Source organism: Streptomyces sp. WZ-12 (assembly GCF_028898845.1).
Classification (GTDB): Bacteria; Actinomycetota; Actinomycetes; order Streptomycetales; family Streptomycetaceae; genus Streptomyces.
The window spans coordinates 2,100,712-2,122,187 of the sequence record NZ_CP118574.1 but is presented as its reverse complement, the minus strand read 5'-3'; the positions used below and the strand labels follow the sequence as shown (position 1 = coordinate 2,122,187).

Genomic DNA, 21,476 nt, shown 5'->3' with positions numbered 1-21,476 from the left:
CTCTTCGCGGAATGCCACCCGCCGCATCCGCCCGCGGTCGTACCTTGGTGTCGGTGGTGCAAGATCGGTGCATACGAAGGAGCAACCGCCCATGGAGCGTGGCCAGGCGCGAGGCGATGACCACTCCGACCCGGTGCCCGAGGTGCCCGCGCCACGGGCGGCGATCCCGGGCCGGATCCCGCTCGCCGTCGTCGTGGTGGACGCCGACGGGTTGATCTCCCACTGGAGCACCGGCGCACGCCGGCTGTTCGGCGCCGCCAAGGAGGACGCGGTGGGCGCCCCCGCCGTCGACCTGCTACCGGTCAGCGGTGCCCTCGGCACCAAGGAGTGGGACGGCCCCGGGGCCGATCCGGCCGATCTCGGCGACCCGTTGGGGGAGTTGCCGGAGGCACACGGGCTCGCGGCGTACCTCGGGGGCGGCGCCACGTACCCCACGGCGGGCCGGGCCCGGATGGCCGCCGGGGCCGGCCTGGTGGACCTGTTGTGGTGGGCCTACCCCCTGGCCGGCCCCGGGCCCGAGCGGCTGCTCGTCCTCGCCGCGGACGCCGCCCGGCTGCCGGGCGCCGACGATCCCGGCGACCACGGGGCCGACCGGCGCCGCCATGCGCCCGGCTTCGCGCTCCACACCGACTTCCCCGGGGCCGGGGAACTGGCCCGGCGGCTGCCCGACATCCTGCCGAGCATGAACCCCCGAGAGAGCGCCCGGATCGTCGCCCGGGTACTCGAACTCGGCTATCCCGTACTGGAGATCAGCCAGCGGGAGCGGGTCCCGGTGACGCCGGACTGGGGCGTGCCCCGTCGGGTCGAGCGGCGCGCCCGACTCCAACGGGCGGCGGAGACCGAGCGGAAGCCGGCGGGCGCCGCCGAACTGGAGCCGGACCTCGAACACGCGGCGGTCCGCGAACGCCTGGAATTCCTCAACGAGGTCAGCGGCCGGATCGGCTCCTCGCTCGACCTGACCCGCACCATCGAGGAGGTCAGCCAGGCCGTCGTGCCCCGCTTCACCGACGTCGCCGGCACCTACCTGCGCGAACAGGTCGTGGCCGGCGAGGGGTTCCCCGACGGCCCGCCCGATGCCACCACCCTGTGGCACCGCGTCGCCGTCGAGCACAACGACGAGCCGGGCCGCTGGGACGACGTCGTCCCGGTCGGCGAGTCGATGCCGTTCCCCGTCCACACCCCGTTCTTCCAGTGCATGACCACCGGGCAGCCGGTGTTGATCCCGCGGATCACCGAGGAGTTGGCCAACGCCATCGCCGCGCAGTTCGAGAAGCGCGACATCAGCCCGCTGATCAACGGCCGGTCGCTGCTGGTCGTCCCCCTCAAGGCGCGCACCGTGGTGCTCGGCTTCATGATCCTGCTGCGGCACCCGGCGCGCACGGAGTTCAACGACATGGACCGGGTAACGGGAGCCGAACTCGCCGCCCGCGCCGGCCTCGTACTGGACAACGCCCGGATGTACACCCTCCAGGAGAACGTCGCCGAGACGCTCCAGAACAGCATGCTGCCGCAGATCGTGCCCCGTATGCCGGGCTGCGACACCGCCACCCGTTACCTGCCCGGCACCCACCTCGGCCGGGTCGGCGGCGACTGGTTCGACACCATCAAGCTGCCCGGCTCCCGCACCGCGCTGGTGGTCGGCGACGTCATGGGCCACGGCCTGAACTCCGCAGCGATGATGGGCCAGTTGAGGACCGCGGTACAGACCATGGCCGCCATCGACATGCCGCCGGCCCAGCTCCTGCGCGGCCTCGACGACCTCGCCCAGCGGCTCGGCGACACCTACCTGGCCACCTGCCTCTACGCGGTCTACGACCCGATCGGCCAGCGGCTGACCCTCGCCAACGCCGGGCACGTCCCGCCGGTACTGGTCCGCGCCGCGGACGGCCGCAGCGAACTCCTCCGGCTGCCCACCGGCGCGCCCATCGGCGTCGGCGGGGTGCCCTTCGAGGCGATGACGGTCCCGGTGGCGCCCGGCGACCGTCTGGTGCTGTGCACCGACGGGCTGGTGGAGGTGCGCGGCGAGGACATCGGCGTGGGGCTGGCCGCGCTGGCGGAGTCCGCGGCGCACCCCGCCGCCTCGATGGACGACGCGTGCGACGCCATCATCCGGGCGCTGAACGTCACCGACGACCGCAAGGACGACGTGGCGCTGCTGATGGCCCGACTCAACGGCATCCCGCCGGAGTCGGTCGCCGAATGGCGGCTGCGGCTGGACCCGCGGGAGGCCGGCCGGGCCCGTCGGCTGGTCGCCGGGCAACTCACCGCCTGGGGCCTGCCGTCGGCCGTCGAGACCGCCCAACTCCTGGTCAGTGAGGTCGTCACCAACGCCGTCCAACACGCGCACACCGAGCGGTTGGTGCTGCGCCTGGTACACGCCGACGCCCTGCTGTGCGAGGTCTCGGACGACGACCACGCCCTGCCGCAGTTGCTGGACGCGGAGGCCGACGCCGAATTCGGGCGCGGCCTGAGGGTGGTGAGCCGGCTGGCCCGGGAATGGGGGACGAGCCGCACCACGACCGGCAAGACGGTCTGGTTCGAACAGTCGCTCCCCGGGGCGACGCGGCGCGGACGGCACTGAACGGGCGGTCCGGGAGAAGCCCTGGCGAACACGGGGCGGACGGTGCCCTGATCGAACCGCCTTCGCAGGGGGTGGTGGCCGGGTGAGCGAGGCCCCAGGGGGCTAGCGGTCGTCCCCTGGAGCCCACCGGGCGGCCCGTTCCCCTGGGTCGCCCCGCGCCCCTTCTGCGCCTGCCCCGCCCGGCTACTACTACTGCCGGGCGGCGAGGATCGCGGCCAACTCCTTGCCGATGAACGCCTCGGCGGCCGCCTTGTTGACGCCGAGACCGGTGAGCGGACCGGAGCCGTTCTCCAACTCCAGCAGCGCCAGCAGCAGATGCTCGGTGCCGACGTAGTTGTGGCCCAGGAGCAGGGCCTCGCGGAAGGTGAGTTCGAGCGCCTTGCGGGACTGGACGTCGAACGGCGTGAGGGCGGGCAGCGTGTCGACCGCGGGCGGCAGCGTCGCGGTCGCCGCCTCGCGCAGCGCCTCGGCGGTCACGCCCTGCGCGACCAGGGCCCGGAACGCCAGCCCCTCGGGCTCGCGGAGCAGCCCGAGCACCAGGTGCTCGGGGCGGATCTCGGTGTTGCCGGCCTCGTGGGCCTCGTTCTGCGCGGCCACCACCACGTTCCGGGCCCGGTCGGTGTACCGGTTGAAGCCCTGACTGACGTCGAAGTCGGAGCCGCCGGCCGGTCCCTTGGGGACGAAGCGCTTCTGCGCGGCCTGCTTGCTGACGCCCATGCTCTGGCCGATGTCGGTCCAGGACGCGCCCGAGCGGCGGGCCTGGTCCACGAAGTGCCCGATGAGGTGGTCCGCCACCTCGCCGAGGTGATCCGCCGTCAGCACGGCGTCGGAGAGCTGCTCCAGTACGTCCGAGCGGTTCTTCTTGATGGCCTCGATCAGATCGTCGAGGCGAACGGGATGCGTCATGCCTACGGGTTCCGTCATGCGTCAACCATAGGTTGACGATCAGGCACCCGTCAACCGTTGGTTGACGATTTTCGCGTCGTGCCCCGGTGGCCGACCGCCGCCGGCCAGGTCCCGGTGGATGACCTTGGCGGCCGCCTCCACGGTGGCCACCCCGTCACGCATGGTGTCGTTGCCGCTGGAGAGGACGGCCATGGCGTAGTCGTTGCCGTTGCCGTCGAACGAGCCGATGCTGTGCACCCGCCAGCCGTCCTGGGGGCGCGGCAGCCAGCCGTTCTTGAGGTGGGCGGTCGTGGAGGCGGGTGCCCCGGCGGGGACGCCCCAGCGCTGGTCCGGGGCGACCTTCCGCATGAGGTCGAGTGCGTAGCCCCGGGACGCCGGGTCGAGCACCGCGTTGTCCGTCGACAGCAGCCGCATCAGGGTGAGTTGATCGTTGGCGGTGATCTGGGTGAGGCCCCAGGCGCCGTCCGCACCGGGCACGGTGTGACGCATGCCGGCCAGGTCCAGGAAGTGCTGGATGCCGGCCCGGCCGATCCGGTGCCACAGGGCGTTGGTCGAGGCGTTGTCCGACTCGGTGATCATGGCGGTGGTCAACTCGACCTCGTGCGGCGTCAACCCGCGGTGCGCCTCCGCCGCCTGCCGCAGCAGCGCCCCCAGGACCGTGACCTTGATGATGCTCGCGGAGTCGAAGTGGGTGCCGGCCTGGAACTCGCAGTCGGTCCCGGAGGGGCGGTCGTAGAGGGCCAGCGCCGAGGTGCCGCCGCGCCCGTGGAGCGCGCCGGCGATGTCACGGGAGAGGGCGTCGGCCAGGCCCGGCCGGTCGGAGGTGCAGACGACCTTGGCGCCGTCCACGGTGTCGCCGCCGGTGCCCGCCGAAGCGGGCCCCGCCGCGCCCAGCACGGTGAGCGTCGCCGCGGCGGCCACCAGGGCGGCCAATCCGCGACGCGCGCGCCACGTCAAACGCGTCCAGAGCCTTCCGAACACCCAACGTGTCCGACGCGAGCGATGGGTGATGCGTGATCCGTGCATGGGCGTAGGTCCTGTCCCACTGGGTGCGCCGCCCGCCTGGCCTCCCTACGGGAGGCCCGCCCGGTATCCCACCAGCAGTGGCGAGGAAGCGACGCCGGTGCCCTGGAAGCGGGCACTCCGCAAGCGTGCGGGCCGGCGGTCCGCATTGAGAAGGGCGACCGCGTGTGACATTCGCCAAACGGACATGGCGGGCAGGGCGCCGGCAGAGGGGGGCGGGGGCCGGCACCTCACCCCCCGCCCCCGTTCCCGCCCTGCTCCGCCCCGTCGCCCGCCTACGGGAGCAACGGCTGGGCCGGGTCCATCCACCACGCGGCCGTGGCCCCCGGGAGCGTTCCCGCCGGGCAGTCACCACTGGCCAGCAGCGGCGTCCCGGTCACCGGGGCCGGCACCGGCTCCGTCCCGAAGTTGATCGCACAGACCAGCCCCTCGCCCCGGACGAACGTCAACACCTGCGGCTCCGACTCCAACCAGCGCAGCGTGCCGTCGCCGAGCTGCGGCAGGCCCCGGCGCAACTGGAGCGCCTCGCGGTACAGATGCCAGAACGACCCCGTGTCGGCCACCGCCCGGTCCGCGGTGTGCGCCGCGAACGACGCGGGCTGCGGCAGCCAGCTCCGCGCCCCCTCGGCCGGGCTGAAGCCGTACGGGGCCGCCTCTCCCGACCAGGGCAGCGGCACCCGACAGCCGTCCCGGATGTGCTGCCGGCTGCCCGTCCGGTGGAAGATCGGGTCGGTGAGCACCTCGTCCGGCAGGTCGTCGACCTCCGGCAGGCCCAACTCCTCGCCCTGGTAGACGTACGCGGCCCCCGGGAGGGCCAGCATCAGCAGCGCCGCGGCACGGGCCCGGGCCGGGCCCAACGCGGCCTCCGGAGTGCCCGGTTCGCCCGCGTAACGGGTGACGGTCCGCACCTGGTCGTGGTTGTTGAGCACCCAGGTGACGGTCGACCCCGTGTTGGCGATGTCGGTCAACGCCTCGGTGATGACCTTCCGGAAGAGGTCGACGTCCCACCGCGCGGTCAACAGGTGGAAGAAGAACGCCTGGTGCAGCTCATCGGGGCGGACGTACGCGGCCTGCTCCATCGGGGTGCGCACCGAAACCTCGCCCACCAGGAGCCGGTCGTGACCGTCCCGGGCGGTGTACTCCTCGCACAGCGCCCGCCAGTCACGCCATACCTGGTGCACCTCGGGTTGGTTCCAGGCCAGCGGGTTGACCGAGTCGCGGGTGCGTTCGTCGGCCGACGGGTCGGGGGAGTCGGGGAGTTCGGGGTGCTTGAACAGCCCCGCCGCCACGTCGATCCGGAAGCCGTCCACCCCACGGTCCAGCCAGAAGCGCAGCACCTTGTCGAAGTCGGCCGCCACCTCGGGGTTGCGCCAGTTCAGGTCGGGCTGCTCGGGCGTGAACATGTGGAGGTACCACTGCCCGGGGGTGCCGTCCTCCTCGGTGATGCGGGACCAGGCGGGCCCGCCGAACATCGCCCGCCAGTTGTTGGGCGGCAGCTCCCCGGCCTCCCCGCGTCCGTCCGCGAAGTGGAACAGGGAACGCGCCGGTCCGCCCGGCCCCTCCTCCAACGCCTCCCGGAACCACGGGTGTTCACTGGAGCAGTGGTTGGGGACGATGTCCAGCAGCACCTTCAGCCCGAGCCGGTGCGCGTCGGCCACCAGCCGGTCGAACTCGTTGAGGTCGCCGTACGCCGGCTCCACGTCGCGGTAGTCGGCCACGTCGTAACCGTGGTCGTGCTGCGGCGACGGGAAGAACGGGCTGAGCCACACCCCGTCCACGCCCAGCTTCTTGAGGTACGGCAGTCCGCCGCGGACCCCGGCCAGGTCGCCGATGCCGTCTCCCGTGGTGTCGCGGAAGCTGCGTACGTAGACCTGGTAGATGACCGCATCGCGCCACCAGCGCTGGGCCGTGTCCTGGGCGGGGGTCGGGTGGCCGCGATCTGCGGTGGCTGTGAGCATCTGCCGGGATCCACTTCTTACGGTGCAAGTCGGCGCGGCAACTTGCGAGTTGCTGTGATGCATGCATGTTAGGTAGCCGCATCTTTTCGGTGTCAACGGAATGACGGAAGTCGAACGATACGTGCCCGGATTTGTGGCGTATGGCGCCCAACTCCACTGCCAAATCACACCCGATGGGATGTTGGTTTCTTCCGTTCATCCTCAACTCCCGTATACAGCAGGCGAGTAGAGGGTGGCGGTGCGTGATGGGAGGGGTGGGGTGTGGTCAGGGGAGCGGGGTGGGGTGTTGGGTATCGGGCGCTGGGGTGAGGGGGCGAGGTTCGAGGCGGGCGTTCGGGATGTGAGAACCGGGGGCTGGAGGGAGGGAGTTGGGGTGGTGGGGTGGCGCATGTCGGGATGGGTGTGCCGGATGGCGGGAAGCGGTGGGGTGGGCACCGGGGCGGATATGGAGGAGCGACGAGGGGCGGTGCACCGCGCCCGGCGGGAGGAGGGCGCGCCCAGGGGCCGGCGGAGCTCGTCGACAACGCGCGTGTATACCTGTTGCCCACAGGGGACGGACAGTAGGAGCCGAAAAACTTAAAGAAAGACCTCCGGGTCGTGGCCCTCAGGGCAAGTCTTCCTGGGGGAGACCTCCCAAACGGGACGCTGGCCTGCCGGCCCCTCCGGGGCGAACGGCCGCCAGTAGGGCCTCCGCCGGACGGGACCGGGCTACGGTCGGACGATTGACACGGTCAACAAGGGCACAGGGAGAGGGAAAGCGTGCGGCTGCCACTCCTGGCACTGCTGGTCAACGGGCCCGCGCACGGTTACGAACTCAAGCACGCCCTGGAGGCGCTCCTGGGCGCGGGCTATCCCCAGCCGAACGTCGGCCAGATCTACGTCACCTTGGGGCGGTTGGAGAAGGCGGGCCTCATCGTGGGCGAGGAGGTCGAGCAACTGGACCGTCCGAACAAGCGCATCTACCGGATCACCGAGGCCGGTCGGGAGGCGGTGCGCGCGTGGTTTGGCGACGCCACGGTTGCACCACGGGTCCGCGACGAGTTCTTCATCAAGCTCGCGCTCGCCTCCCGCGCCGGGGCCGCCAGCCAGATAGCCCTGATCAACAAGCAGCGCCGGCACTACCTCAAGACCATGCGGGAACTCTCCCGTCTGGCGGCCTCCGAAGACCGGGGTAACCGGGTCGCGCACCTGCTGATAGAGGGCGCGCTCCTGCACCTCCAGGCAGACCTGGAGTGGCTGGACCGCTGCCAGGAGGAACTGGAGTGAACCGCGCCCCCTCCGCGCGTCACGGCAGCCCCTGACGCGGGGTGGTGGGTGCTGAGGCGTTTCCCGCCGGTCGACTTGGTGCGCCTCCTTCCGGGCTTCCTTGCTGCGCTTCTTTCCGGGCCTCCTGCTGCACTGCGTGCCACACATCCTGCTGCGCTCCCGGCCGTGCGTGCTGCTGCGCACTTTGTCGCGCTTCCCGCTGTGCCCCCCTGTGGCGGTTTCCGCTGCGCCCTGTCGCGCTTCCCGCTGTGCCCCCTGTCGCGGTTTCCGCTGCGCTCCCTGCCGTGCGTCCTGCCGCGACCCTGCCGCGACCCTGCCTAAGGTTTGTTTTTTCCCCGCCGCCCACCCCCCTTCGGGGGGTGGGCGGGTCTGGAGGGGCGGGTGGGCGGGCCGGACGCGACACGCGAACGCGCGCCCCGCCGAACACCCCCACCCAGCCCCGCAGTTGGTCTCCAGTGGTGTAGACCTCCGGAGTTATCCACAGCCCTGGCACGGGTGTTCGTGGCCGCGTAACGTGATCGTTCAAGAGCTGAGCGCACGGCCTCTCACCTGCGATGGGACTGATAGACGTGAAGATCCTGATCTCCGCGGACATGGAGGGTGCCACGGGCGTGACGTGGCCCGCCGATGTACTGCCGGGCACGCCGCAGTGGGAGCGCTGCCGTCACATGTTCACTTCGGACGTCAACGCCGCCATCGCGGGGTTCTTCGAGGGCGGGGCCGACGAGGTCCTCGTCAACGAGGCCCACTGGACGATGCGTAATCTCCCGCTGGAGCAGCTCGACGAGCGCGCCGAAATGCTGACGGGACGTCATAAGGCGCTGAGCATGGTCGAGGGCGTCCAGTACGGCGACGTCGACGGCATCGCCTTCGTCGGCTACCACGCCGGCGCCGGGACGGAGGGCGTGCTGGCCCACACCTACCTCGCCAACACGCTCACCGGCGTCTGGGTCAACGGCACGCGGGCCAGCGAGGGTTACCTCAACTCTCTGGTCGTGGCCGAGTACGGCGTGCCCGTGGTGCTGGTGACGGGAGACGACCGGACCTGTGTGGACGCTCAGGGGTACGCCCCAAGGGCACCTGCCGTGGCGGTCAAGGACTACGTGTCGCGTTACGCGGCGGTGTGCCGGCCGCCGGCCCGTACGGCGGCCGAGATACGGGTCGCGGCCCGCGAGGGCGTGGCGCTCGCGGTGCGTCACGAGCCGGTCCACGGCGGCCCGTTCCGTTTCGAGTTGGAGTTCGACGCGGAGCATCTGGTGGGGGCGGCGACATGCGTGCCCGGCGTGGAGCGCAGTGCTGAGCGCCGCGCCGCGTATACCAGTCAGGACATGTACGAAGCCATCCGGTGTTTCAAGGCGGTCACCACCGTCGTCTCGTCCGCCGTGGAGGAACAATATGGCTGAGAAAGAGCTGGCGGAGCACGGGACCGACCCGGATTCCGGGGCGGTCGATCAGCAGGCGCTCGACGAGGTGGTCCGGTTCACCTCGGAGCTGATCCGGATCGACACCAGCAATGCCGGCGACGGCAGTTGCCGGGAGCGTCCGGCCGCCGAGTACGTCGCCGAGCAGTTGACCGACGCGGGCATCGAGCCGGTCCTACTGGAGCGCACCCCGGGGCGCACGAACGTCGTCGCCCGCATCGAGGGCAGCGATCCGTCCGCCGACGCGATGCTGGTGCACGGGCACCTGGACGTGGTCCCGGCCGAGGCCGCCGACTGGCAGGTCCACCCCTTCTCGGGAGAGGTCCGCGACGGCGTGGTCTGGGGCCGCGGCGCCGTCGACATGAAGGACATGGACGCCATGATGCTCGCGGTCGTCCGGCAGTGGGCCCGCAGTGGAGTGCGTCCCCGGCGCGACATCGTGCTGGCGTTCACCGCCGACGAGGAGGCCAGCGCCGAGGACGGCTCGGGGTTCCTGGCCGACCACCACGCGGCCCTCTTCGAAGGCTGCACCGAAGGCATCAGCGAGTCGGGGGCGTTCACCTTCCACGCCGGCGGCGGGATGCGGATCTATCCGATCGCGGCCGGGGAGCGTGGCACCGCCTGGTTGAAGCTGACGGCCCACGGCCGGGCCGGACACGGCTCGAAGGTCAACCGCGACAACGCGGTCAGTCGGCTGGCCGACGCGGTGTCCCGGATCGGCGCGCACGACTGGCCGGTGCGGCTCACCCCCACCGTCCGCGCCGCCCTGCGCGAACTCGCTGCGCTGCACGACCTCGACATCGACCCCGAGCGGGCCGACGTGGACGTCGATGCCCTGCTCGCCAAGCTGGGGCCGTCCGCCAAGCTGGTCGAGCCCACGGTCCGCAACAGCGCCAACCCGACGATGCTGACGGCCGGTTACAAGGTCAATGTGATCCCGGGGTCCGCCGTCGCCTACGTGGACGGCAGGGTCGTCCCTGGGGGCGAGGCCGAGTTCCGCACCACCATGGACGAACTCACCGGCCCCGACGTCACCTGGGACTACCACCACGGCGAGGTCGCGCTCCAGGCCCCGGTGGACTCCCCGACGTTCGCCGCGATGCGGGCCGGCATCGAGCGGTTCGATCCGCATGGCCACACCGTGCCGTTCTGCATGTCGGGGGGTACGGACGCCAAGCAGTTCTCCCGCCTGGGCATCGTCGGCTATGGCTTCTCACCGCTGAAGCTGCCCGAGGGTTTCGACTATCAGGAGATGTTCCACGGCGTGGACGAACGGGTTCCCGTGGAGGGCCTGCACTTCGGTGTCCGCGTGCTGGATCACTTCCTACGCGGAGTGCCGGGAAGCGGAGGTGCGACCGTCTGACGACGGGGCCGGCCGGCCCGCCCAACGGCCCGGCCGGCCCACGATCGGCCGCTCCACCCGCGGCCTTTCCAACACCCTCCCCGCCCGGAGTTTCACCCCATCTCCGCACCCAGGGAGCTGAACTGACGTCCTATCACCGACGCATGCCGTGAGCGTTGACTTGCCCGTTGCTTGTGTCACACCATGAGCCCGCCGTTACCGACTGGTTGGTACGACGTGCCCATTTGGAGGTCTGCGTGCCCAACGTGTCCCGAGTCGCGTTCCGCCCCGTGGTCCGCACCTCCCTCGCCCTGTTGGCCGGTACGGCCCTCACCGCGCCCCTCGCCCTGAGCGCCCCCGCCGCCGTGGCGGGTGGCGCCGCCGCGCCGTATGACGTCACCGCGCTGAAGGTGTCGGTGCGGGCCGGTGACCGCACCTGTGAGGTGGACGCGGACCTCTACCGCCCGCTGGGTGTCGACGCCGCGCACCCGGCTCCGGCCGTGATGACCACCAACGGCTTCGGCGGCAGCAAGGCCGACGGTTCGACCGACGCCATCGCGCGGGCGTTCGCCGCCCGCGGCTATGTCGTGCTCGCCTACTCCGGCCTGGGCTTCGGCAAGACGGGCTGCCCGATCTCCCTCGACGACCCGGAGATCGACGGCAAGGCGGCCAGTCAACTCGTCGACCTGCTCGCCGGCACCCGCGCCGCCAACGACGGCACCCGCGTCGACTTCGTCACCAAGGACAAGCCCGGCGACCCCCGGGTCGGTATGATCGGCGGGTCGTACGGTGGGGCGATCCAGATGGCCACCGCCGCGGTCGACCACCGCATCGACGCACTGGTCCCGCTGGTCACCTGGAACGACCTGTCCTACTCCCTCGACCCGAACAACGCCGACCGCACGCAAGGCGTCAGCGACCCCCTGCCCGGTGCGTACAAGTACCAATGGACGAACGCGTTCTTCCTCCTCGGGGAGGCGCAGGGGCTGCTCCACCCGGGACTGAGCCTGTCGCGCGCCGGCAGCGCCGGCTGTCTGCACTTCGTCGCGTCGGCCTGCCGCACCAAGCGCCTGCTGGATTCCCACCAGTACCCGGCCGACAGGACCCGGGCAGTGCTCCAGTACGCGCGCAGCGTCTCCCCGGTCGCCTATCTGAAGTCCGTGCAGGCGCCCACGCTGCTCGTCCAGGGCCAGGCCGACACCCTCTTCAACCTCAACGAGGCCGCGGCCACCTACCGCACCCTCGCCGACCAGGGCACTCCGGTCAAGATGATCTGGCAGTCCTGGGGCCACAGCGGCGGGATGAAGGACCCGGCCGGGGGCGAACTCGACCTGGCCAAGGGCAATTTGGAGACCAGCTACGTCGGCCAGCGGATCCTCTCCTGGTTCGACCGCTATCTCCGCCACCAGGCGGCCGCCGCCACCGGGCCGGCCTTCGCGTACTACCGGGACTGGATGACCAACGGCCCCGCCTACGCCACCTCGTCCGCCTTCCCCGCGGGCGGCAGCCGCCGGCTCTACCTGTCCGGGGACGGCAAGCTGGTCGACGACCGCGGCGAGGTGGTCCGCGACAGCGGTGAGTACCGCAACCTGCGGGTGCCCACCAGTCATTCGGAAAACTCGCTCGCCGGCATGGTCGGCTTCCCTGACCCGGAGCCGTACGACATCGAGGGCACCTACCTGGCCTGGACCTCGGCGCCGGTTCAGGGACGACCGCTGGAAGTGGTGGGCGCACCGAAGCTGACGCTGCGGGTGGTCTCGCCGCAGGCCGAGCGGGTGCAGAACTCCTCGGACGCGGCCAATAAGTTGGTGCTCTTCGCCAAGCTCTATGACATCGCGCCGGACGGGGAGAAGACGCTGGTGCACCGGCTGGTGGCCCCGGCCCGGGTGCCCGATGTGACCCGGCGGTTCACCGTGGAACTCCCGGGCATCGTGCACCGTTACCAACCGGGGCACCGGCTGCGGCTGGTGATCGCCGCGAGCGACTCCGCCTACGTGGGCAACCGCGGGGCGAAGCGGGTGACGGTCACCAGTGCGCCGGGGGACACCGGGATGCTCGAACTCCCCGTCACCCAGGGGGCCGTGCCGTAGCGGAAGGGATGGCTGGCGTACGTGGCGGAGTCAGCGGCGGTACGCGTCCGGCGGGCCGCGGTCGCCCGGCACCGCGGGGCGATTGGGGGCGCGGCCGTTCGTCGACGCGGTTCGCGGACGGTCGTGCGGCGTCAGTCCTCCGTGACCTCGATGGCCTGCACGGGGCAGGCGCGGGCGGCCTCCCGAACGAGCGGGTCGCCCCCGCCGTCCTCGCGGCCCGGCAGCAGCGCGCTGAATCCGTCGTCGTCCTGGGTGAACACCGACGGCGCGGTGAGGGCGCACTGGCCGGAGCCGATACAGACGTCCTTGTCGATGGTGATCCGCATGACCGGACCCCTTTCGTTGACGAGCCACCCCCGGTGGTGCCGATCGGCGCTACCAGGCGAGCGGCAGTTCGACCATTCCTTGGAGAGTGTCTCCCGGCTTGAAGGGAATCTCGGCAGCCGGCACGGCGAGTCGCAGATCGGGGATTCGCCTGAAGAGGGAGGGTAGCGCGATCTCCATCTCGGCGCGGGCCAGATTCTGGCCGAGGCACTGGTGGATGCCGAAGCCGAACGCGAGATGGTGGCGCGCCGAGCGCCCCAGATCCAGTTCGTCCGGCGACGGATAGGCCGTCTCGTCGCGGTTGATCAGCGACGTCGGGAACAGCACGCCGTCGCCGGCGCGGATGGTCTGGCCGGCCATCTCGATGTCGGAGGTCGCCACCCGCACCATGCCGTCGGCTATGGACAAGAAACGCAGCAACTCCTCGACGGTGCCCGGGATCAGGCTGTCGTCGGCCCGCAACTGGGCCAGCGCGTCGGGGTGTTCGAGCAGGGTGAAGGTGCCGAGGGAGATCATGTTGGCGGTGGTCTCGTGGCCGGCGATCAGCAACACCATGGCCAGGCGGACCAGTTCCTGGTGTTCCAGCGCTCCGGCCCGGAGCTGGTTGTCGATCAGCTCGTCCAGGAGTCCGTCGCCCGGTTCCGCCTCCTTACGGGCGATCAAGTCGGCCAAGTACCCTTCCAGTTCGCATCGGGCCTGCTCGCCCTCCTCGGCCGTACGCCCGCGCAGAAGGCGGTGGGACCGCTCCTCGAAGAACTCGTGGTCCGCGTACGGGACGCCGAGCAGCGCGCAGATCACCATCGACGGGACGGGCAGCGCGAACGCGGAGACCAACTCGGCGGGCGGGCCCTGCGCCAGCATCCGATCCAGCAGGTCGTCCACGATGCGTTGGATCTCCGGCCGGAGCGCGGCGGTCCGCTTGAGACTGAAGGTGGGGATCAGCATCCGCCGCTGGGTGTTGTGCTCCGGGTCGTCCACGCCGATCAGCGGGGTCCGCACCCGCCGGATGTTCGCGAAGCGCTCGATCAGGACGGGGAACGCCGGGTTCTGCCGGTCGGCCGACAGTCGTTGATCGCTCAGCAGGACCCGCGCCTGCGTGTGACCCGTCACCGCCCAGACGGTGCGGCCGTCGAAGAGGGAAACGTGGGAGAGCGGGCCGTCTTCGCTCAACGGTCGGTAGGCGGCCGGCGGGTGGTAGGGACAGGTGCGGTCCTGGGGGAAGGGGATGGTTTCGCTCACGGTTTCTCCCGTGCGGGTGAGGTGATGCGCTCACCAGGGGGACGTCACCGACGGACGTCGCGTGACGTGCCGTCCCCCGTGCGAGTGTGAGGGGCCGCGCTGATCTCCAGGGTGTGCGGTGGACGGGGGGCGGCTCCGCGCCGGTCGATCAACGCGGCGCGCATGTGGTCCCGTTGGGTGCTCGAATGCGCTCTCATCCCCTCTCGGCGGTGGTCTCCGTCGCTCGGTGCTGAGGCTTCGATGGTTGAACGTCCGAAACTGTCCCCGGCGTTCCCGCTGGACGCAACAGAGTTTCCAGAACCGCGTCCACGTGACGCTCGCGCGCGGCGCCGTCGGGGAGGGACCGCGGCACGGCATGGCTGAGCTGGGTGTGCCCCAGATACGTGGTGTAGGCGAGCAGGCCCCGACGGTGCGCCTCGTCCTCGGGGAAGCCCAACTCGGCGAAGAGGGCGGCGATATGGCCGATCCGGCGGTCGGCCACCCGGGCAAGCGCGGCCGCCACCCGTGGGTCCGCGGCGGAGGCCAGCAGTGAGACCTCCAGAGGGTCGCCGGGCGCCCGGCGGGTCGCCCGCCGGAACAGCACGCGGAGTCGCTCGCCCGGATCCCGCTCGTCCGCCAGCTCGGCGATCGCGGCCTCGGTGCGGGCCTGCGCCCAGCGGTCCAGGGCGGCCTCGATCAGTGCGTCTCGGTTGGCGAAGTGCCAGTAGAAGCTGCCCTTGGTGGTGCCCAACCGGGACGCCAACGGCTCCACGGCGACCGCCGCCAGTCCGCCCTCGCCCATCGCGGCCAGGGCCGCGTCGGCCCAGTCCCGCGCGGTCAACCGCTGCCGTGCGGCACCGTCGTTGGTCCCCTTCGCCCGTTTTCGTACCATGACCATACGCTAGCGTACGGTCACTCCGTGCGCCATCGTGCGACGACGTCCTGTGGATGACGCGCGATGCCCCAACTCCCGCCGGCGGTAAGGCGGAGCGATGAAGGTCATCGGGTTGCGTGGAGTGGACGGGTGGTGCGCCAGGCTGGCACGCGGTGCCGTGTCGGCGTGCCTGTCCGGAGTGCGTCGACCGTCGCCGTGCAGGCCCCCGTTCACGCGCGTCGCCTCCGTGTTCGTCATCGGCAACTTCCCGCAGTCCGGCGTCCCGAGGGGTCACCCTCTGGTCAAGGATGACACTCAGTGCCAGACTCGGTTTATGGCGCAACGCGATGACACGGGACGGCGACGGACTCTCGGTACGGACCAGGCTTGGGCCGCGCTCGACGGCGATCCCGGGCTGACGGAACGGATCTCCTACACCAAGCCGCCCGGCCTGCTGGCGGCCCGACTCCCGGCCATGGACCTGGCCCGCGCCACCGTCGCCGCCTGCGCCCTGGCCGCGGCCGAACTGGCCGCCGCGCGCGACGGAGGCCCGCTGCGCGCCGTACGGGTCGACGACGGCGCGGTGGCCACCGCCTTCGTCAGCGAGCGGCACCTGCGCATCGACGGTCGCGCCCCCTCGACCTTCGCGCCGCTCTCCCGCTTCTGGCGCGCCTCCGACGGCTGGCTCCGCACCCACGCCAACTACCCGCACCACCGCGCCCGTTTGCTCCGCACACTGGGCCTCCCGGATACCGCCGAGCCCGCGGATGTCGAGGCCGTGATCGCCGGCCTGCGGGCCGAGGAGGTCGAGGACGCCGTCTACGCGGCCGGCGGACTGGCGATCGCCGCCCGCACCCCCGAGGAGTGGTCCGCCCACCCGCAGGGCACCGCCGTCGCCCGACACCCGCTGCTGACGCGGGAGACGCTCGGTTCCGGCGCCCCGCCGCGCTCGTTGCCGGCCCGCGCAGGCGACCCGGTGCTACCCGCCGCCGGGCTGCGCGTCCTGGATCTGACCCGGGTGATCGCCGGCCCGGTCGCCACCCGTACGCTCGCCCTCCTCGGCGCCGACGTCCTGCGCATCGACGCCCCGCAGCTCCCGGAGAGCCAGGACGCCCACCGCGACACCGGATTCGGCAAGCACTCTGCCGCGCTCGACCTGGGTTCGCCCAGCGGCCGCGCCTCCTTCGAGGCGCTGCTGGCCGAGGCGGACGTGGTGGTGACCGGCTACCGCCCCGGTGCCCTGGACCGCTTCGGGCTCGCCCCCGAGGCCCTCGCGGAGCGCCGCCCCGGGCTGGTCGTGGCGCGGCTCTCCGCCTGGGGCGACGACGGCCCTTGGGGCGGCCGGCGCGGCTTCGACAGCGTCGTCCAGGTGGCGACCGGCATCGCCGCCATCGAGGCGGACGGCGCCGGCACTCCGGGCGCGCTGCCCGCCCAGGTACTGGACCACGGCACCGGGTACCTCCTGGCCGCGGCGGTGCTGCGGACACTGACCGAGCAGTCCCGGACGGGCGGTTCGCACCTGGCGACGCTGGCGCTGGCCCGTACGGCACGCTGGCTCGTGCACGACCTGGGGAACAAGAGCGAACTGCCCACCCATGAGGGCGCGACGGCCCCCGCCCCCTCCCCGGGCTACGACCCCGACCGCTATCTCCGGGAAACCGACAGCCCCGTTGGGCGGCTGCGGCACGCCCTGCCCCCGGTGACCTTCGACGGCGGTCCGGTGAACTGGACGGCGCCGCCCGGACGTTGCGGGAGTGACGCGCCCGTGTGGCGCTGAACGATTCCGGCACGTTCCCGTTCGGCGCCGCACCGGCGCCGTCGGCCCGGGTGGCCCACGGCTAACCGGAGCCGACGGCCGGGCGGTGTGCCACCCGGAAGAGGGGACGGCTGGTCCGGTGCCACCGCCCCTCGTAGGATCTGCTGATGACGAGCACCGACCGCTATCTCGTGCGTGGCCCCAGGACGGGTATTCGCCCCTTCACCGCCGACGACCGCGAGGAGTTCACCGCCCTCGCCAGGCAGAGCGTCGACCTGCACCGCCCGTGGCTGTTCCCCCCGGCCACCGACGGCGCGTACGACGACTACCTGGCGCGGCTCCAGGAGCCGCTGCGCGAGGGCTACTTGATCTGCGAGCACAACACGGGGCGCATCGCGGGCTACCTGACCATCAACAACATCGTGCACGGCGCCTTCCGCTGCGGTGCCATCGGTTACGGGGCGTTCGCGCCCGCCGCCGGGCGCGGCCTGATGAGCGAGGGCCTGCGGCTGGTGCTCCGCCACGCCTTCGGGCCGCTCGGCCTGCACCGCCTGGAGGCCAACATCCAGCCGTCCAACAAGCAGTCCATCTCCCTGGTGGAGCGCGCGGGCTTCCGTCTGGAGGGCTTCTCGCCGGACTTCCTCTTCGTCGACGGCGCCTGGCGTGACCACGAACGCTGGGCCATCACCTGCGAGATGCTCCGGGAGGACACCGACGATCAGGCCGATCTGGACGGTAACCGGGCGGAACGGGACACCCCGAAGGGTGGCGAAGCGGAGTGAGTGGCTCCCGGGGCGCGCGGGCGGGAGCACCGCTTCGAGCCGGGAACGCCGCTCTCCACCCGGATCTCCCGCGACGGCCTGGTCCTCCACCCCTCGGAGCACCACGGCGACGCGCCCCGGTTCCACCATCCACGTCGAGCTGACCGGGGTTCGGGCCCTGCACGCCGAACTGCCCGCCAAGGACTACCCGTACCCTCGGCCCGGCCTGGAGGAGGACGAGTTCAGGACCTGCCTCACCTTGACCGCCCCGTTCGGCAACCCGGATCACGCCTCAACGAGTCGCTCCCCAAGGGGCGGCGGAGCCAGGGCACTTCTGACGGGGAGGCCGCTACCGGCCCTTTCGGTTGACCTTCATGGTGTCCATGTCGGTGGCGGTGGCCCGCAGTTCGCGGTGGCCCAGACCCGCCCCGCGGAGCGCGTCCTCCGCCTTCTCCTCGCCGAGCGCGGCAGCCATCGCCTCGCCGTACTCGGCGTCCGAGACGATGACGTAGCGGTAGCTGAAGGCGTGCAGCGCGCTGTCGTAGGCCAGCGAGCCCTCGGGGGTGAACTTCATCTGCGCCAGTCCGTGGTCATCGACCTCGGCGAGCAGCTTCGCTTGCGCCTCCTCGGTGAGGTTGTCCCACTTGCCGCGGACGATCACCCGGTACGTGTGCTGCGTGGCCATCTGCACCGCTTCCGTTCTTCCCGTTCCCAGTGTGCAGCAGTAGAGGCTATGCGCACGAGCCCGGCGCCGCCCGCGCATTTTCCCTGCAACCCCCTGCAACGACCGGCCGTTTGGACGCCGCCCGTTACGATCGCCGTATGCGCCGGAACGTGCTGATCGACGCCCCCTCCAACCTGGGACTGCGGCCACCCGCCCCCGGTGCCGTGCCCGGTTGCTACAAACTGGCCGGAGCGCTGCGGGAGCAGGGGCTGCTGCGGCGGCTCGGGGCCCAGGAGGGCGGGGTGGTGGTGCCGCCCCGGTACGGCCTGGGAGAGTGGCGCGAGGGAGACGGGGACTTCCACGCCGCGGCGCTCGCCCAGTACAGCGTGCGGCTCGCCCGACGGATCCAGGGCCACGTCCGCAACGGGGACTTCCCGGTCGTCCTCGGCGGCGACTGCAGCATCCTGCTGGGTTCGGTCCTCGCGCTGCGACGCCTGGGACGGTACGGCGTCGCCTACCTGGACGGGCACAGTGACTTCCGGCATCCGGGGAACACCGAGGTGTCCGGCCCCATTGGTGCCGCGGCCGGCGAGGGCGTCGCCCAGATCACCGGGCGCGGTCAACCCGATCTGACGGACATCGAGGGCCTGCGCCCGTACGTCCGGGACGAGGACGTGAGCCTCCTGGGAATCCGGGACGCGGACACCGACCAGGCAGAGCTGGCGCGGTTGGCCATCAGTTGCACCAACGTCGGCGAGATCCGGCGCCGCGGCCCGGAGACGGTCGCGCGGGCGGCGCTCGGGCACCTCCAGAACTCCCCGCTGGACGGCTTCTGGATCCATCTGGACGCGGACGTGCTGGACCCCTCCGTGATGCCGGCGGTGGACAGCCCCGACCCCGATGGCCTGTCCACCGGTGAACTGCGGGCGCTGCTCGGCCCGTTGGCGGCCTCCCCGCGCTGCGTGGGGATCGACGTGGCGATCTACGATCCGGACCGCGACCCCGACGGCTCCGGGGCCGTGCTGCTGGCCGACCTCCTTGAGGGCGTTTTTGCGCAACCCTGACCCCACCCGGTCTCCAGGGGCCCTGGTCAGACCGGCGATCACGTTGTTCCATGGTCAACAGGGGGCCGCCGCAGCCGAGGGGGCCCGGCACGATCTTGCGAGGCAGCCGTGGCCACGAGTGTGCGACGCACCACCCTGACCCTTCCCATGGCCGCCGTCGGCCCGGACAACCCCCTGCCCGCCCTGCACGACCCCGGCGACGTGCACCGCGTCGAGGTCCCCTCGGGAGCCGCCCCGCCGCCCGATATGGCGCGGCAGCTCCGCTACGAGCCGCTGCGTTCGATCCTGCCCACCCGAAGGCGCGACGGCTACGGCCGGGACCGCCGCAACACCGACCTCGATGCCCTGGTCATCGAGAACGACCGGCTGCGCGCCACCGTCCTGCCCGGCCTCGGCGGCCGGATCCACTCCCTCCACCACAAGCCCACCGGCCGTGAACTGCTCTACCGCAACCCGGTGGTGCAGCCCGCCGACTTCGCCCTCAACGGCGCGTGGTTCTCCGGTGGCATCGAATGGAACATCGGCGCCACCGGGCACACCACCCTCTCGTGCGCCCCACTGCACGCCGCCCGGGTGCCGGCCCCCGATGGCGGCGAGATGCTCCGGCTGTGGGAGTGGGAGCGACTGCGCGACCTGCCGTTCCAGGTCGACCTGTGGCTGCCCGAGGGCGCGGACTTCCTCTACGTGGGCGTGCGCATCCGCAATCCGCACCACCACACCGTCCCGGTGTACTGGTGGTCCAACACCGCCGTCCCCGAGGACGCGCACACCCGCGTACTGGCCCCGGCTGAGGACGCCTGGCACTTCGGATACCAGCGCACCCTGCGACGCGTCCCGGTACCGGAGTCCGACGGGGCCGACCGGACGTACCCGTTGGGCAGCGAGTTCCCCGCGGACTACTTCTACGACCTGCCCGAGGGCGCCCGCCCCTGGATCGCCTCCCTCGACCGTGAGGGCCGCGGTCTGGTGCAGACCTCCACGGACGGCCTGCCCGGCCGCAAACTCTTCGTGTGGGGCGCCGGGCGGGCCGGCCGGCGCTGGCAGCGGTGGCTCACCGAGCCCGGTACCGGCGGCTACGCGGAGATCCAAGCGGGCCTGGCCCGCACCCAGTTGGAACACGTGCCGCTCGATGCCGAAGGCGAGTTCTCCTGGCTGGAGGCATACGGGCCGCTGGCCGCCGATCCCGCGGCGGTGCACGGCGCCAACTGGGCGGCGGCGCGCGACGCCGTCGAGGGACGGCTGGCCGCGACGCTGCCCCGCGCCCAGGTCGAGGACGCCTACGCCGCCTGGCTCCCCCACGCCGACCAGGAACCGAAGGAACAACTGGCGACCGGCTCCGGCTGGGGCGCCCTTGAGGTGGCCCGCGCGGGGTGGGACCTTCCTGGGACGCCGTTCGCCACGGCCACGTTGGGCGCCGAGCAACGGCCCTGGCTGGCGCTGCTCAGGACCGGGGAACTGCCGGCCGCCGGCCCGGTACCGGGGCCCGCACCGGTCTCCGCAGCCTGGCGCGACCTCCTGGAGTCTGCGCATCCGGGGCCGGCCGCCGAATACCACCTCGGGCTCGCCCAGTGGCACGCCGGGGACCGAGCACAGGCCGTCCGCAGTTGGGAGCGTGCACTGGCGCACGGCGCCGGATGCCTGCCGCTGTACTGCCTGGCCGTCGCCGAGTCCGTCGCGGGCGAAACCGGGCACGCCGCCGACCGGTTCGCCGAGGGCTTCGCCTGCGTCGCGCGGTCGGCAGCGTCCGACGAACCGGCGACCGCCCGGGTCTGGCGAGAGGTCCTGCCGGCCTTCGCTCGGGAGGCGGTTCCCGCGCTGCTCGCGGCCGAACGCGCCGATGACGCCGGGGAGATGCTGGCGGCGCTGAGCCCGGCCGAGCGCGCGGGCGGGCGCTTCCGCCTGCTGGCGGCACAGGTGCTGCTCGCCCAGGGGCGGCCGCGGGAGGCCCGCGAGATCTTCGACGAGGGCTTCGAGATCGCCGATCTGCGGGAGGGCGACGAGGCGCTGAGCGACACCTGGTACGCCATCGCCGAACGGCTGGTGGCGGGGGACGGTCCGATCGACGCGGACACCGCCGCGCGGGCGCGGGCGGAGCATCCGCTGCCGGAACGCTACGAGTTCCGGATGCGACCGACGGACACGGCGTAGCGGTCGCGCGCTGGGTGGGGCGGGACGGGGCAGTGTCCCAACCCGGCCCGCCCCGCGCGCAATTGGCATATGCCAGTTGG

General features: G+C 71.9%; 16 protein-coding genes and 1 pseudogene. 10 read left to right on the top strand and 7 right to left on the bottom strand.

Annotated elements, in window-relative coordinates:
- The first annotated feature begins 91 nt into the window (after positions 1 to 91).
- Positions 92 to 2,581, top strand: coding sequence for a SpoIIE family protein phosphatase (locus PV796_RS09105; RefSeq protein ID WP_274912432.1), 2,490 nt, complete (start codon positions 92 to 94; stop codon positions 2,579 to 2,581).
- Positions 2,582 to 2,770: 189 nt separating this feature from the next.
- Here PV796_RS09105 and PV796_RS09100 read toward each other — a convergent pair whose 3' ends face one another.
- From PV796_RS09100 to PV796_RS09090, 3 genes are all read right to left on the bottom strand, one after another.
- A complete protein-coding gene (locus PV796_RS09100; protein ID WP_274912431.1) occupies positions 2,771 to 3,505 on the bottom strand; it encodes a Clp protease N-terminal domain-containing protein in 735 nt (244 codons plus the stop codon).
- Positions 3,506 to 3,526: 21 nt separating this feature from the next.
- The gene (locus PV796_RS09095) at positions 3,527 to 4,420 is read right to left on the bottom strand and encodes a serine hydrolase (RefSeq protein WP_274912430.1); all 894 of its coding nucleotides are present in this window, start codon (positions 4,418 to 4,420) and stop codon (positions 3,527 to 3,529) included.
- A 365-nt stretch (positions 4,421 to 4,785) separates the two neighbouring features.
- On the bottom strand, positions 4,786 to 6,468 hold the full coding sequence (locus PV796_RS09090; protein ID WP_274912429.1) for a glycoside hydrolase family 13 protein: 1,683 nt from the start codon (positions 6,466 to 6,468) through the stop codon (positions 4,786 to 4,788).
- Between the two features lie 759 nt (positions 6,469 to 7,227).
- Between PV796_RS09090 and PV796_RS09085 the strand changes: the two genes are divergently transcribed.
- From PV796_RS09085 to PV796_RS09070, 4 genes are all read left to right on the top strand, one after another.
- Positions 7,228 to 7,734: a PadR family transcriptional regulator gene (locus PV796_RS09085; RefSeq protein ID WP_274912428.1), complete on the top strand. Its 507-nt coding sequence runs from the start codon at positions 7,228 to 7,230 to the stop codon at positions 7,732 to 7,734.
- Between the two features lie 569 nt (positions 7,735 to 8,303).
- Positions 8,304 to 9,137 (top strand): M55 family metallopeptidase, encoded by an 834-nt coding sequence (locus PV796_RS09080; RefSeq protein WP_274918937.1) that lies wholly within the window; start codon positions 8,304 to 8,306, stop codon positions 9,135 to 9,137.
- Entirely contained in the window at positions 9,130 to 10,518 is a 1,389-nt protein-coding gene (locus tag PV796_RS09075; protein ID WP_274912427.1) for a M20/M25/M40 family metallo-hydrolase, read from the top strand. Before PV796_RS09080 ends, PV796_RS09075 begins: the two co-directional genes overlap by 8 nt.
- A 245-nt stretch (positions 10,519 to 10,763) precedes the next feature.
- Positions 10,764 to 12,587: an alpha/beta fold hydrolase gene (locus tag PV796_RS09070; protein ID WP_274918936.1), complete on the top strand. Its 1,824-nt coding sequence runs from the start codon at positions 10,764 to 10,766 to the stop codon at positions 12,585 to 12,587.
- A 131-nt stretch (positions 12,588 to 12,718) separates the two neighbouring features.
- Here the strand turns inward: PV796_RS09070 and PV796_RS09065 are convergent, their stop codons facing one another.
- The 3 genes from PV796_RS09065 to PV796_RS09055 all read right to left on the bottom strand — a co-directional run bounded on the left by PV796_RS09065 (position 12,719) and on the right by PV796_RS09055 (position 15,027).
- Positions 12,719 to 12,913, bottom strand: coding sequence for a ferredoxin (locus PV796_RS09065; RefSeq protein WP_274912426.1), 195 nt, complete (start codon positions 12,911 to 12,913; stop codon positions 12,719 to 12,721).
- A gap of 49 nt (positions 12,914 to 12,962) precedes the next feature.
- Positions 12,963 to 14,150, bottom strand: a complete 1,188-nt coding sequence (locus PV796_RS09060; protein WP_274912425.1) for a cytochrome P450 — start codon at positions 14,148 to 14,150, stop codon at positions 12,963 to 12,965.
- 193 nt (positions 14,151 to 14,343) lie between these two features.
- Entirely contained in the window at positions 14,344 to 15,027 is a 684-nt protein-coding gene (locus PV796_RS09055) for a TetR/AcrR family transcriptional regulator (RefSeq protein WP_274912424.1), read from the bottom strand.
- Positions 15,028 to 15,337: 310 nt separating this feature from the next.
- Here PV796_RS09055 and PV796_RS09050 point away from each other — a divergent pair, with 310 nt between their 5' ends.
- The 3 genes and pseudogenes from PV796_RS09050 to PV796_RS42315 form a co-directional block, all read left to right on the top strand.
- Positions 15,338 to 16,780 carry a CoA transferase gene (locus tag PV796_RS09050; RefSeq protein ID WP_274912423.1) on the top strand — a complete coding sequence of 481 codons (1,443 nt, stop codon included), beginning with the start codon at positions 15,338 to 15,340 and terminating at the stop codon, positions 16,778 to 16,780.
- Positions 16,781 to 16,926: 146 nt separating this feature from the next.
- Complete coding sequence (locus PV796_RS09045) at positions 16,927 to 17,541, top strand: GNAT family N-acetyltransferase (protein WP_274912422.1); 615 nt, start codon at positions 16,927 to 16,929, stop codon at positions 17,539 to 17,541.
- A pseudogene (locus PV796_RS42315) lies at positions 17,542 to 17,740 on the top strand (glyoxalase superfamily protein); the annotation flags it as partial.
- 129 nt (positions 17,741 to 17,869) lie between these two features.
- Here PV796_RS42315 and PV796_RS09030 read toward each other — a convergent pair.
- Positions 17,870 to 18,205 (bottom strand): DUF6204 family protein, encoded by a 336-nt coding sequence (locus tag PV796_RS09030; protein WP_274912421.1) that lies wholly within the window; start codon positions 18,203 to 18,205, stop codon positions 17,870 to 17,872.
- 137 nt (positions 18,206 to 18,342) lie between these two features.
- Here PV796_RS09030 and PV796_RS09025 point away from each other — a divergent pair, with 137 nt between their 5' ends.
- Both PV796_RS09025 and PV796_RS09020 read left to right on the top strand, forming a co-directional pair.
- A complete protein-coding gene (locus PV796_RS09025) occupies positions 18,343 to 19,248 on the top strand; it encodes an arginase family protein (protein WP_274912420.1) in 906 nt (301 codons plus the stop codon).
- Positions 19,249 to 19,395: 147 nt separating this feature from the next.
- A complete protein-coding gene (locus PV796_RS09020; protein ID WP_274912419.1) occupies positions 19,396 to 21,396 on the top strand; it encodes a DUF5107 domain-containing protein in 2,001 nt (666 codons plus the stop codon).
- Positions 21,397 to 21,476: the final 80 nt, after the last annotated feature.